Below are 13715 nucleotides of genomic sequence, written 5' to 3' on the forward strand. Positions count from 1 at the left end.
CATAAGAGGGCGAAGCACAAGCGAACATGCCGGAACCGGCTTCTTTCTTGCCTGATCCTGCCTCCGGCGTTAATCTGGAATTCCAGATTTGCGGGGAATCCGATTGAGCACTCTTTCGATGTTGCATGATGCCGTCGTCGCAGCGTTTGCGGCTCATGGAAACCGGAGCCCCTATTTCACCGCGATCGACGGACTGGCCTTGCTCCGATCCTTCTCCGAGCGGCATCCGAACCACCTGATCCACCGGCCGGCGCTCTGCATCGTGGTGCAGGGCGCGAAATGGACGACGTTCGGCGAACGGAAGCTCCATTATCGCACCAGCCAGGCCATGGTCGTCAGCGTCGAGATGCCGGGTGCAAGCCAGGTGGTGCACGGCGCGCCGGATGCGCCCTATCTCAGCGCCGTCATCGAACTCGACCAGGCAATCCTACGCGAAGTCTATGAAAGCATGGAGGCACCGCCCACTCCGGCCTCCGACGAGCATGCCGCCGCCTTCGTTATGGAGCTCAACGAGGCGATCCTCGGCTGCGCCGCACGCGCCGTCAGCCTGCTTGGCGAGCCGCAGGCAATCCCGCTGCTCTATCCCGGCGTCAAGCGCGAACTATGCTATCGCCTGCTGGCCGGGCCACATGGCGCTGTCTTCGCCCGCATGGTCGTCGGTGCGGAGCGAAACCGGCGTCTGATCGAAGCGATCCACGCATTGCGGGGCAATTTCGACAAGCAGGTGCGCGTCGATGATCTTGCCGCGCTCGCCGGCCTGAGCCCGACAGCCTTCCATCGTCAGTTCAAGGCAATGACCGCGATGACACCGGTGCAGTTTCAAAAGCAGATTCGCCTGATGGAGGCGCGCCGGCTGATGCTGTCGCGCGAAATGTCGGCGGAAACGGTCGCCTTTGAGGTGGGCTATGCCAGCCCCTCACAGTTCAGCCGGGAATATGCCCGGCTGTTCGGCGCTCCGCCACGCCGAGACATCGGAAAGCTTCTGTCGGCCTGACTGTTTCAGCGCGCACGCCGAAACTGCGGCTGACAAATTTTTTCGTCGTTCGAACGCCGATGGTCCGGCCGAATATATGCCCTCGAAAGCACTGTAGGTCTCGCCCGGCCACGCCGCCGTATGGGGTTTTGCCTAGAGCAATTCCAGGAAAAGTGCGCAAGCGGTTTTCCGTCCGGAATTGCGAGAAAACAAAGAGATAGAGCGGTTCACAGATCCTGTGAAAAGCTGAACCGCTCTAGTCGTCAATAATGCCGCGTGCATCAGCATCTTTGTATAGGCTGGAAGGTGGCGAAGTCGGATCGTCCCTATTCACCGTCATCGTCGACCTCGCCAGTCAGCCGCATGCCGTCGATCCAGGTGGAGCCGTCTTCGCGGATCACCCGGCGCGGCTTGGCACCGCAACGCTCGCGCACGGCCTGCGCCAGAACCTCGGAATGGGTGACGATCCAGATCTGGCTCGTCTTCGCCGCTTGCGCGATCATGTCGGCAAGCGGCGGCAGCATATCCGGATGCAGGCTCGCCTCCGGCTCGTTGAGCGCGATCAGCGGCGGCAGCCGGTAGGACATCAAGGCCGCGGCAAGGCCAAGGAAACGGATCTGGCCATCGGAGAGCTCACGCGGCTGAAAGACGCGGTTGGGAAATTCCGGCAGCATCAAGCCGAAATCCGCCGTCTCCTGCGGCTCCGGCACGACGAGCCTCGCCCCGCCGAGGGCAGCGGCAAGAACCCGATCCAATTCGACGGTATCCTCTCGCGTATGCACGAGCGTCGCGAAAACAGCAGCTATATTGGCGCCGTCCTCATCCAGCATCGGCGCCGTCACGGCAAGGCAAGGCGCGCGGAGCGGCGAGCCGCGATCGGTGCGGAAACCGTGAAAGAAGCGCCAAGCATCGACTGCGCGCCGAAAGGTGCCGACCTCCGGAAAATAGCCGGCATCCCCCAGCAGCGCGATTGCCGTTTCGGAGGTCAGAGCCTGCTCGGGATGGGCTTGCATGCGCCCGGTCTCGCCGCGCACCGAAATGCCGGGACCGTCGCGTTTCATCATCATCACCGGCCGCCGCCCGGTCTCTACCGAAAGTTCCTCGGCCTTGATTTGCGGCTCCAGCGGAAAGCCTGCGGAGGCAGAAGGCGGCCGCATGCCGGCTTCGATCCAGTAACGGAAGGTCGCCGCCCTCTCCATATCGAGCAGCTCGACATCGAAGCGGATGCGGGGAGATTCATGCGAACGCCGTTTGCCCGACCACATGGCCGAGAACATGCCGCCCTCGCTGGAGATTTCATGCGCCAGCCTTCCGCGAACCGCCGCCTGCACGAGCTGCAGCGAACGATAGAGGTTGGACTTGCCCACACCGTTCTCGCCGATGAACAGATTGACATCGGAGAGATCCATGCGGATCGAGCGCAGGGAGCGATAATTCCGGGCAAACATGGAGCGTAGCTGCATGCCTGGGGTTTAGCCGATTCCCCTGTCAAAGAGAATGCGAAACCAGGGGCTCATCCTGCTCGAAGGGAACGAGCGGCGAGAAGGTCGCATTGCCGTCGGCCGCAAGGTCGACGACCGTATGCTTCTCCAGCGCCTTCGTCACCTCGTTGACATCGCCATCCAGATGTTCGACCGGGATAAGATTGCCGACGAGGAAATCGAAGCGGTCGCCGCGCTTGTTGAGCAGCTCGTGGAAAACGGTCATATCACGCAGCTCGGTCGACCATTTGGCGAACCAGTAGAACAGGCCGGAATTGCGCGCCGTCAGGTGAACCGGCAGGATCGGCAGATTGTATTTGCGCGCGAGACCCACGGCCGACGTCTTCCACGGGCGCTCGTTCAGCGTGCCGTTCGCCCAATAAGCGATGCGGCCGGATGGGAAGAGCACGGTCACCTTGCCCTCCGCCACGGCGCGGTTGGTGAGCTGCAGCGTCTCGCGCGTCTTCGGCTTGCTCTTATATTCATCGCGCCACTCCACCGGGATGATCATCTCGGCAAAGCGCGGATTGACGCGCACCGCATCCCTATTGGCAAAGATCATCATATCGGGCCGGCGCGATTTCAGAAGATCGAAGACGGCGACGCCGTCGGCAATGCCTGTCGGATGGTTGCTGACGAGGATGAAGCCGCCGGAGGCGGGTATGCGATCGGCATGGGTGACACCGATATCGAGCCTCAGCAAATCGCTCATATATTCGAAGCACTGGAAGCCGGAAAGCTTGGCGACATCATCGGCGAATTCGATCGCCTTGTTATAGCGCAGCAGCGTGTAGAGAAAGGGGCGCATGAGCGGCCAGAGCGGATTGCGGACGATCTTCTGGCCGCGCTCGGCGATCAAGGTATCGACAATATGTCCCGGCTGTCCCTGGGACACCAAAGCGATCGCCTCTGCAAGCTGTCCCAGTGCAGTTATCGACCCGCGACGTGCCATGAAGTGTCCTGAATGGTTGGGATATTTTCTATCGCAATCGAATATGATCGAAGCATGACAAGCGCCTCGCATATGGCCGCTGAACCGTCGGAAGCCTGGGGAGCGGACCTATACGCCGTTTTTTGAAGTGCCGCTGCTCCCGCAACACATGGAGATGCAAGCCGAGCAACAGGAAAGTTAGTGATTCCATAACCTTCCTTCATTCAAAGTGGCAGAAGGAATCCGAATTTCAAGGGGTTTTCCACTGAACGAATTGTTGATCATCGCCGACTCAGGGTTGATGGCGGAGCGCAGCCGCTGGCTCGACGCGCTCGGCCGGGAACGGCGGCTGGCCGCCCACACATTGAATGCCTATGAGCGCGATACGCGGCAATTCCTGACTTTCCTCACCGGCCATCTTGGCGGTCCTGCGACGATCGCCGATATCCATGCGCTGCGTCCCGCCGACTTCCGCGCCTTCCTCGCCGCGCGCCGAAAGGATGGTGCCGGCGCGCGCTCGCTTGGGCGCAATCTTGCCGGCCTTCGTTCGCTGCTGCGCTATCTCGAAAAAAAGGGTTTGGTGAACGCGGCAGGTGCTGCCGCGGTGCGCTCGCCGAAACAGCCGAAATCGCTTCCCAAGCCGCTTTCCGACAAGCAGGCGATCACCGTCGTCAGCGACGAAGCGCAACTGCACGAGGAACCATGGATCGCGGCACGCGACGCGGCCGTTCTGACACTGCTCTATGGCTGCGGCCTGCGCATTTCCGAAGCACTGGATCTGAAGCCGCAGGACTTTCCGAAAGGCGCGACGTCACTGCGCATTACCGGCAAGGGCAACAAGACCAGGCTGGTGCCGCTGCTGTCGATTGTCGTTGAAGCGGTCGACCACTATCGGGCGATTTGCCCTTACCATCTCGATGCGGACGGACCGCTCTTTCGTGGCGCGCGCGGCGGCAAGCTGCAGCCGGGCATCATCCAGCACGGCATGCAGAAGCTGCGCAGCGCCTTCGGCCTGCCGGATACGGCCACGCCCCATGCGCTTCGCCATTCCTTCGCCACCCATCTGCTCGCCGGTGGCGGCGACCTGCGCACTATCCAGGAACTGCTCGGCCATGCCAGCCTTTCGACGACTCAGGTCTATACCGGCGTCGATTCCTCACGCCTGCTCGAGGTCTATGACCGCGCCCATCCGCGCGCATAAGGAAAGATTAACCCCTTGCGTTAAGGGAATATCCGCCTCGAACGGGTAGAGCACAAGCATCTATCGGCATGTCTCCTGAAAGCCATTTTTGCGCATCAGGATTCGCGCCCTCTGCGAACGGAAGATTTTGATGATTTCTACCCTCGGATCCAAGACGATGCGGTCGATGAAGCAGGTGCCCGGCGATATCCTGCTCTGGCTTGCCACGGCCTTTCCGCTGATGCTCGCCATCCTGCTGATCGCGACAATGCTGACGCTGCAGCCGGCGCATGCCGACGAGACGGCATCCGACAGTTGCGGCGGCAAGGATCTCATGACCGAACTTCAAAAGACCGATCCGGCCAAATATGCCTCCATCATCGCCGCCGGCGACAAGGTGGAAAACGGCAAGGGCATTTTCTGGAAGCTCGAGAAGCCCGGCCTGAAGCCATCATGGCTTCTTGGCACCATGCATGTCTCCGATTCGCGCGTGCTGACCATGCCGAAGGGCGCCGCCGACGCCGCTGCCGGAGCCGATACGATCATCGTCGAATCCGACGAGATTCTGGATGACAAGAAGGCGGCCCTTGCCCTTTTTTCCAATCCTTCCCTGACGATGCTCACCGATGGATCGACCATCAGCGAGCATCTGTCGCCTGAAGACAATACCCGGCTGGAAGCCGGTCTGAAGGAGCGCGGCTTGACGCTCGCTGCCGTCTCGCGCATGCAGCCCTGGCTGATATCAAGCTCTTTCGAAATGACCGGCTGCGAGGTTCGCCGCAAGGCGGCCGGCGCAAAGTTTCTCGATCAGAAGCTGGCAGGCGATGCCGCCGCCAAGGGCAAGAAGGTCGTCGGCCTTGAGACGCTCGCCGAACAGGCCAAGGCCATGAGCGATCTGCCGATCGCGCTGCACCTGAAATCGCTGATGCAGACACTCGAACTCGGCAACAAGATCAACGACGTCAACGAGACCATGACCGGCCTCTATCTCGCCGGCGATATCGGCGCGATGATCCCGATGCTGAAGGTGATCGAGCCGGACCAGAAGATCACGGACGACGACACCGCCGCTTTCGAACAGCGCATCATCCTCGATCGCAACAAGGTCATGGCCGAACGCGCCACGCCGGTTCTCGACAAGGGCAATGCCTTCATGGCCGTCGGCGCCCTGCACCTCGTCGGCGACCAGGGCCTTGTGACGCTGCTGCGCAAGCAGGGCTTTACGGTAACGGCCGCGGACTGACCGCTCGCATCCGCTTGCTCAAATTGGAAAGCGTCGTCGCGACGATCAACCGATGGAATGGCGTGATGATTGCGAGATAGATCCGGCCAAGCAATATTTTCCGCCTAACGAGCGTCGTGGCATCGACCAGTCGACGCCCCTGATCGTCGTTCCGCACGTCGATGACGACCCGAAAATCGAGATGCCGATCATCGAACCCGAGCACAACCTGATGGTCGGACTTGCTGACGACGGGAAAGAAGCCGATTTTTTCCAGCTCGTCCGCCCGAAGGTCGCTGCTGGATCTCAACCCAAACAAGCCTGTTACCGCATCGCGCACTCGTATCAGCAGCCGTACCCAAAACGGAAAGCGGCCGAGCATCGTTCGGGCGGCGGCAATGGCCGTCAGATCCGAGTTCGGGATATTCAGTTCGTAGCAGTCAGCCCAATCGGCATCCGGCAACGCCGGATGCGGCATAAGGGGCTTCACCATCAAAGGCCTTGCAGACATGGTTTCTCCGCCTTTATTCGACGTCTGCAGGCTACCACACATTGCGATGCTACCCGATCGACAAACGTCGGCTGCGGCAATTTAGCCGATGGGTGGCTGTTTCGCACAATTCCAGGAAAAGTGCGCAGCGGTTTTCCGTCCGGAATTGCGAGATAACAAAGAGATAAAGCGGTGCAGGAATGCAGTGATAAGCTGAACCGCTTTAGAGCCGGATGATTTTAGGTCTGTTCGATCTAAAATCTGAATCCGCTCTAGAATCAAAGAAGTAGAGCGTGATGTCGTCCGAAAACCCCTCACACTTTTCGGCATCACGCTCTAACGCACCGCCGATCCGCCGGCCGGCAATATCTTCATCCGCCAGGAGGTTCCCGGCTTCATATATGTCGTCGCGATGGCGTGGACATCCTGTGCGGTTACGGCCTGATAGCCGCTGATGCCGCTGCGAATCCGTTCGAGGCGGCGCGGGTCCGTCTGGGCGTTCTGCAGGCTTTGAAGCCAATAGCTGTTGGCCTGTTGCGAACGCTTGACCTCTTCGATGATCGGAGCCTTCGCGCGCGTCAGCTCATCCGGCGACACATCTCCACTGCGCAGATCGCCGGTGATCTTGTCGACCAGATCGAAGAAGTGATCCAACTTGGCCGGCGTCGTCTCGACATAGGCATAGGCAAAGCCGTAGCCTGGGATCGATCTCGACAGATCGACTTCGCTCTGGGGGCTGTAGGTTGCTCCCTCGGCGAGGCGGAACTGGTCGATCAGGCGGTTCTGCAGGATCGCGCCGGTCACATTGGCGGCGGCGGCTCTCGGCAAATCGGAGAGAAAATCGCCGATCGGCATGGCGACGGCCGCGCCGGCATTGTCGCTTCGCCCGTCATGAAGCCGGACGACCGGCTCGGGGGTCGGTGCGGGGAAATGCGCAGCGGCGTTGTCGACCTGACCCTGCGCGTCGCTGCGCGGCGGCAGTGCGCCGAAGGTCTCGGCCGTCATGCGGATGGCATCATCGACCTCGACGTCGCCAGCGATGATGACCTCGATCCGCCCCCTGGAAAGGAGCGGCTGCAGAAGCGTCTCGAAATCCTCCGGCCTGGCGTCGAGCAGTTGCGACCGGTTCGGGAATACCCAGCGCGGATCGCCGGAGTGCAGGAGACCGGGCAGATCGCGACCGACCACGCTGCCGGGCGTCGCCTGAAGCTGGGCAAGACTGTTCAGATAGGCCTGCTGCACCCGTTTGAAGACGTCCGGACGGTAGGCCTGATCCGAGGCATAGGCTGTCAGAAGCTGCAATTGTGCCGCCAGATCGCGCGGCCGCGTGGCGCCCTCGAATTTGAAGGCGGCATCCTGAATGGAAAAGTCATTGCCGACGACCTTTTCAGCAAAAGCCTTCTGTATGTCGTCATAGCTGATGGCCTTCAGACCGGACATCGGCAGCGCCGGTGCCGCCCAGATCGGCAGCGAACGGTCCTGCGGCAGATCCAGGCGGCCATGGCCGATATTGGCCCGCACCAGCACTTCGTCGAGGCGATACTTGGTCGGCTTCACGGTCAGGCGAACGCCATTGGCAAAGCGAACCATGGTAATGCCGAGATCGTCGACCGACCGCCGTTCGACAATGGTCCCCGCCTGCCCGAAACTGGTGTAGGGCCACGCGACCGCGGTCGCTTTCACCGGCGCGGTGACCGCAACGGCACGTGACTCGGCATAGGCCATCTTGACGGCCGCATTGCCGCCCTCGGGCATTTGCGGGATTTGCAGCACGAGCTGCGGGCCGTTGCCGGCGAAAACGCGCTGAAGAGTTTGATCGACTTCGTCCGCGCTCAGCCCCTTCATCGCGGCATCGAACAGCGAAAGATCGTCGGCAGGTGACGTGAAAACCAGATTCTCTCCAACACTCCAGGCAAGCGATCCGGCGATATCCGGGCTGGTGCGCGTTGCCGCCCCACCCGCAGCCGCCTGCATGGTGGAACGATATTCGGCGATTTCACGGTCGATCTCGCTTTGATCGACGCCGAACTGCGCGACGCGCCGCTGCTCTTGATCGATGGCGGCAAGCGCGGCCTGCCACGTGGCCGAATCGCTATCGGCGGCAACGACCGCGACGCGGGCCGACTTGAACAGGTCCTGCGCGCCGGCCCGCGCATTGACGAAGGGCGGATTGGGTTGCTGTGCCAGAACGGACAGGCGCCGGTTGAGAACGGCAAGACCGATATCCTCGATCAGCTGCGTGCGACGCTTGGCGACCATATCAGGCGAAGCATCATAGGGGCGCGTCCAGGCAAGCTGAACGCGGGTAGCACCGCCAGGCACGACGACCGTACCGACGCGTTCTCCATGCTTTTCCGGCGTGCCGAGGTCAGGATCGACCGGCGCAGGGCTGGCGGCGGCCCAATCGCCGAAACGGGTGCGGATATCGGCTTCGATCGCGGCGGCATCGATATCGCCGACCACGATCAGCGTGGCACGATCCGGGCGATAATAGCTGCGGTAAAAGTCCCTCACGAGATCGATCGGTGCATTGCCGATGATATCGGTCTTGCCGATCGGCGAACGCTGCGGCACGAGCTGGCCGGGCAGAAGCTGGCTGAGGAAACCGGTCCCGCCACGATATTGCGGCGTGTCGCGCAGCTTCTCTTCCGAAAGGATGACGCCGCGCTCGCGGTCGAAGGCGCCGGCATCGAGCTTCAGCTCGCTCGCCGTCTCACGCATCAGCATCAGTCCGGTCGAAACCGTCTCCGGATTGGCTTCCGGCAGATCGAGCGCATAGACGGTTTCGCCATAGCTGGTGGAGGCATTGGTATCCGCGCCGAAGGCGAGGCCGAGGCGCTGAAGGGTGCGCACCATCTCGCCTTCCGGCACATGGGTCGAACCCTTGAAGGCCATATGCTCGAGGAAATGCGCCAGGCCCTGCTGGTCGTCACGCTCCTGCAGCGAGCCGGCGCCGATGCGAAAGCGGATCGCCACCTGACCGGCCGGCGTCGCATTGTGCATGACGGCAAAACGCATGCCGTTCGGCAGCGTGCCGAAGCGGATCCCCTGCTCTGCAGGCAGATCGCTTGCCGCCTGCGGCCAGCCCGCGGCTGGCACTTCGGCATAGGCAGGCACCACAACGGTAGCGAGGAATGCGAGCGCCGTCGCAACGAAAAGTTTCAGAGGCAGATGAGCGGATGGGATTTGACGTGACATGCTTGCTTTGTTGGTGAGAACGATTGGATGATGCGATGCACGGGAGCCCGTACATCGCATCATCAGGCAAGCATTGCAATCCCGGCGTCCGTCTCGCCGGGACCGTCCGATCTCACATGTGGATCGGCTTGAAGAAGGTCGCGAGCGCGGCTTCCTTCACGGCTTCCGACATTGTGGGATGTGCGTGGCAGGTACGGCCGAGATCTTCCGACGAACCGCCGAATTCCATCAGCACGGCAATCTCGTGGATCATTTCGCCGGCGCCGAAGCCGACGATGTGGCCGCCGAGAACGCGATCCGTTTCCTTGTCGGCCAGGATCTTGACGAAACCGTCCGTCGCCAGCATGGCGCGGGCGCGGCCATTGGCGGAGAACGGGAACTTGCCGACCTTGTAGGCGATGCCCGCGGCCTTCAGCTCTTCCTCGGTCTTGCCGACGGAGGCGACTTCCGGCTGCGTGTAGACGACGCTCGGAATGACGTCGTAGTTCACATGACCGGCCTGGCCGGCGAGGATTTCGGCAAGCGCCACGCCCTCGTCTTCCGCCTTGTGCGCCAGCATCGGACCCTTCACGACGTCGCCGATGGCATAGATGCCGGCGACATTGGTCTTGAAGTGGCCGTCGATCTCGACGCGGCCTCTGGCGTCGAGCGCAACGCCGGCTTCTTCGAGGCCAAGGCCTGCCGTGTAGGGCTTACGGCCGGTGGCGACGAGAACGACATCGGTATCGAGCACGACCTTGTCGCCACCCTTGACCGGCTCGAAGGTGACCTTCGCGCCATTGCCTGTTTTTTCGACGCCGACGACCTTGGCGCCGAGATGGAATTCGATGTCCTGCTTGGCGAGCATGCGCTGAAACTGCTTGGAGACTTCGCCGTCCATGCCGCCGAGGATGGTGTCGAGATATTCGACGACGGTGACCTTGGCGCCGAGGCGCGACCAGACCGAGCCGAGCTCGAGGCCGATGACACCGCCGCCGACGACGATCATCTTGCCCGGCACCTTGTCGAGCGCGATGCCGCCGGTCGACGAGATGATGATCTTCTCGTCGATTTCGAGGGACACGCCCGGAATGCCGGCAACGTCGGAGCCGGTGGCGATGACGATGTTCTTGCCTTCGATCTCGGTCACCTTGCCGTCGTCGCCCGTGACGGCAACCTTGCCGGCGGAGACGATCTTGCCCGTGCCCTGGAAGGCATCAATCTTGTTCTTCTTGAAGAGGAACGCGACGCCGTCGACATTCGACTTCACGGTCGCATCCTTGTGCGCCAGCATCTTTTCAAGATTGAGCTTCGGCGCGGCAACTTCGACGCCGAGCGCATCCATGCCATGGCCGGCATGATGGAACACTTCGGAAGCGTGCAGCAGCGCCTTGGACGGGATACAGCCGACATTGAGGCAGGTGCCGCCATAGGTCGCCCGCTTTTCGACGACCGCGACCTTCAGGCCGAGCTGCGCTGCCTTGACTGCGCAGACATAGCCGCCCGGGCCGGTTCCGATAATGATCACATCGTAGGACATGTCTTAATTTCCTTGTTTTCTATCTCTGTTAGTCGGCCGCCCGCGCCAAGGCGAGGCGGATGCCGAAGCCGACGAGCGCCGCTCCGGTGATGCGGTTGAACCATTTGCCCGACGCGATGAAGCGATCGCGGACCGGCTTGACGGTGAAGAAGGTGGAAACACCGGCAAACCAGGCGACGAGCGCTACCGCCATGCCGATGCCATAGCTGAACTGGATGAGCGCCGGTGTGTCGTGATGGACGAGCGTCGAAAACAGCGACAGGAAGAACAGCACCGGCTTCGGGTTCAGCGCATTGGTGATGAACCCGGTCGCGAGGCAACGCCAGACGGAAACCGGCTTGCGGTCTTCCTCGGTAATCTCGACATTCTTCACCTGGAAACCCGCCTGACGGAAAGACTTGATGCCGAGATAGACGAGATAGAGGACGCCGGCCCATTTGATCAAGCTGAACAGAACAAGCGATTGCGACACGATCAGGCCGAGGCCGAGAATGGTGTAACTGATGTGGAAGAGCAGTGAGAAGCCCATGCCGAGCCCCGTCATCATGGCGGCGCGGCGGCCATGCACGATGCTTTGGCGCAGAATGACGGCGAAGTCGGCGCCCGGCACGACGATGAAGATCGAAAACACCGCCATCAGGCCAAGGAATTCGAGAATATACTGCATCTTATCGACCCTTTCCGATCAGCGGCCGCCACTCACGTCGAGCACGGCACCCGTTATATAGGATGCGTGCGGGCTCAGGAGATAGAGAATGGCGTCGGCGACCTCGTCGGCCGTTCCAGCGCGTTTCATCGGCAATTGCGGCGCGATATCGCGCGCCCGATCCGGCAGGCCGGCGGCCGCATGGATATCCGTATCGATGATGCCGGGCCGTACGGCATTGACGCGGATGCCTTCCGCCGCCACTTCGCGCGCAAGCCCCACAGTGAACGTATCGATCGCTCCCTTGGAGGCCGCATAATCGACATATTGTCCGCCGCCGCCAAGCGTTGCCGCCATGGAGGAGACATTGACGATCACCCCGCCCTTGCCGCCATGCCGGGTCGACATGCGGCGCACGGCTTCCGCCGCCGCGAGCATCGAGCCGGTGATGTTGATGCGGAACATGCGGTCGAGCCGCTCCGGCGTCATCTCGTCCAGGCGCTGGATGGCATCGACAATGCCGGCATTGTTGACGAGCCCGTCGACGCGGCCGAAATGCGCGTCGACCTTGGCGAAGATGGCTTTGATATCCTCGGGCTTGCCGACATCGCCGGCGATCGCGATCGCCTCGCCGCCGGCGTCAACGATCGTCCCCACCACAGCCTCGGCCGCATCCTTGTTGGACGCATAATTGACCGCTACGGCCCAGCCATGCTGGGCGGCGGCCAGGCAGACCTCAGCACCGATGCCGCGGCTGCCGCCGGTCACGAGAAGAACGGGTGCACTCTCGGTCATTGATAGCATCCTTTCAGGCTGAGGACGTCCCAGGGTGCGACGGTCGCTTTCCCTTTGCCCCACAGCGACGATTTCTGGATCGAGGGACCAAGCGCCGGCAGGAATAGCCGGTCCGCCGCACTCTCGCCTTCCGCCGGCAATGCGCGGATATGGCCCTTCAGATCGGAGGCGTAGACCATACCCTGCCAGACGGTGCAGGCCCTGAGATCCGCTCCGGTGACGTCGCCCTCGGGGCATTCGAACATGATCCAGCCGTCGGCGCGCAGCTGGTCGTCACTGCGCATGACGACGCCCTCCGCGACGATAGCGGTATTGCGCACGGCAAGCTTGAACCTGTTGCTGACAGCTGATTCCGACCCCATCGGCTCGAACCGCAACTCGTAAGCATTGTCCATATCGACATAGACGGCCTTTTCCTGCACGCATTCTTCCGCATGGGCAGCGGCGGCAGCAGCCGCGCAGGCCAGCGTTACCAGCGGCATCGAAGCCAGTTGTGCCATCATGTTTCGAGCCGGCATGGTCATTCCCCTCCCGGCTCATGCCGACCATCGGCATTCTCGGTCACGCCGAAATCGGTGAAGAGCACGAGCGCCCGCCCGCCGGCATCGAGCCCCCAGAAGACCGGATAAAAGCCGTCGCCCCAGCCGCTCCAGAAGATGGCGACATTGCCGCGCTTGCCCGATATCGGCCGATGCATGACGTAGTTGTCGCTGTTGGCGCTCAGCTCCGGCGCCAGAACGTCGTCATAGTAATTGATGTCGGACGACGCCTTCTCCATCTGGACCTGCTTTTCGCGCTCCTGGATCAGCGCATAGGTATCGGCATCCATGTAGCAGCCGAGACCGACATCGACCGGATAGCCGAAGAATTCGTCGTCCTTCAGCGAATTGATATCCTGGCCGGGGATCACGGCCAGTTCCCATCGCACCGGCTTGCCGTCGGCAAAGCGCATACTGGCTGCGGCGATGCGGCCGAAGGCTTGATAAAGCGTGACAGGATAATCGCCGGGGGGAACCGTCCGGACAAGCGCTGGGCGATCAGGCCCGACAAGCGGATCGCTGGCAACGATGCGGCCGGAGGTCAATTCCACCTTGCCGATACGCAGGACGTTGATCGAACGGGCGGCAAGATCGGCGTCGCCGAGCGACGCCAGATCGAGATTGCTGCTGAGCTTGGAAATGTCGAGCTCGATCGCCGCGGCGGACGATGGCACCCATGCGGAAACGGCGCACATCAATCCGCGCAGCGTCCGCATGGGCCATGTCGACATGATCCAACGC

General features: G+C 61.8%; 12 protein-coding genes. 3 read left to right on the forward strand and 9 right to left on the reverse strand.

Annotated elements, in window-relative coordinates; genetic code table 11:
• The first annotated feature begins 103 nt into the window (after window positions 1-103).
• Entirely contained in the window at window positions 104-994 is an 891-nt protein-coding gene (locus HGP12_RS10050; protein WP_168878723.1) for an AraC family transcriptional regulator, read from the forward strand.
• 305 nt (window positions 995-1299) lie between these two features.
• Here the strand turns inward: HGP12_RS10050 and HGP12_RS10055 are convergent, their stop codons facing one another.
• Together HGP12_RS10055 and HGP12_RS10060 are read right to left on the reverse strand one after the other, a co-directional pair.
• Window positions 1300-2436, reverse strand: coding sequence for an AAA family ATPase (locus tag HGP12_RS10055; protein WP_168878724.1), 1137 nt, complete (start codon window positions 2434-2436; stop codon window positions 1300-1302).
• 25 nt (window positions 2437-2461) lie between these two features.
• Window positions 2462-3406: a GNAT family N-acetyltransferase gene (locus tag HGP12_RS10060; protein ID WP_168839940.1), complete on the reverse strand. Its 945-nt coding sequence runs from the start codon at window positions 3404-3406 to the stop codon at window positions 2462-2464.
• 244 nt (window positions 3407-3650) lie between these two features.
• Here HGP12_RS10060 and HGP12_RS10065 point away from each other — a divergent pair, with 244 nt between their 5' ends.
• Window positions 3651-4586, forward strand: a complete 936-nt coding sequence (locus HGP12_RS10065; protein WP_168840085.1) for a tyrosine recombinase XerC — start codon at window positions 3651-3653, stop codon at window positions 4584-4586.
• Window positions 4587-4716: 130 nt separating this feature from the next.
• Window positions 4717-5808, forward strand: coding sequence for a TraB/GumN family protein (locus HGP12_RS10070; RefSeq protein WP_168878725.1), 1092 nt, complete (start codon window positions 4717-4719; stop codon window positions 5806-5808).
• On the opposite strand, the gene HGP12_RS10075 is transcribed toward HGP12_RS10070, so the two are convergent.
• The 7 genes from HGP12_RS10075 to HGP12_RS10105 form a co-directional block, all read right to left on the reverse strand.
• Window positions 5786-6298, reverse strand: coding sequence for a DUF2867 domain-containing protein (locus HGP12_RS10075; protein WP_168839938.1), 513 nt, complete (start codon window positions 6296-6298; stop codon window positions 5786-5788). The genes HGP12_RS10070 and HGP12_RS10075 overlap by 23 nt on opposite strands.
• A gap of 315 nt (window positions 6299-6613) precedes the next feature.
• Window positions 6614-9475, reverse strand: coding sequence for a M16 family metallopeptidase (locus HGP12_RS10080; RefSeq protein WP_205926407.1), 2862 nt, complete (start codon window positions 9473-9475; stop codon window positions 6614-6616).
• A gap of 112 nt (window positions 9476-9587) precedes the next feature.
• On the reverse strand, window positions 9588-10994 hold the full coding sequence (gene lpdA, locus HGP12_RS10085; protein WP_168878726.1) for a dihydrolipoyl dehydrogenase: 1407 nt from the start codon (window positions 10992-10994) through the stop codon (window positions 9588-9590).
• A gap of 28 nt (window positions 10995-11022) precedes the next feature.
• Window positions 11023-11661 (reverse strand): LysE family translocator, encoded by a 639-nt coding sequence (locus tag HGP12_RS10090; protein WP_168839936.1) that lies wholly within the window; start codon window positions 11659-11661, stop codon window positions 11023-11025.
• 18 nt (window positions 11662-11679) lie between these two features.
• On the reverse strand, window positions 11680-12435 hold the full coding sequence (locus HGP12_RS10095; RefSeq protein WP_168878727.1) for an SDR family oxidoreductase: 756 nt from the start codon (window positions 12433-12435) through the stop codon (window positions 11680-11682).
• Window positions 12432-12935 carry a hypothetical protein gene (locus HGP12_RS10100; protein WP_168840083.1) on the reverse strand — a complete coding sequence of 168 codons (504 nt, stop codon included), beginning with the start codon at window positions 12933-12935 and terminating at the stop codon, window positions 12432-12434. The genes HGP12_RS10095 and HGP12_RS10100 overlap by 4 nt, the downstream gene beginning before the upstream one ends.
• A gap of 20 nt (window positions 12936-12955) precedes the next feature.
• On the reverse strand, window positions 12956-13705 hold the full coding sequence (locus HGP12_RS10105) for a DUF4241 domain-containing protein (protein WP_168839934.1): 750 nt from the start codon (window positions 13703-13705) through the stop codon (window positions 12956-12958).
• Window positions 13706-13715: the final 10 nt, after the last annotated feature.

The sequence above is a fragment of the Rhizobium sp. P28RR-XV genome, assembly GCF_012641385.1.
GTDB lineage: Bacteria > Pseudomonadota > Alphaproteobacteria > Rhizobiales > Rhizobiaceae > Rhizobium.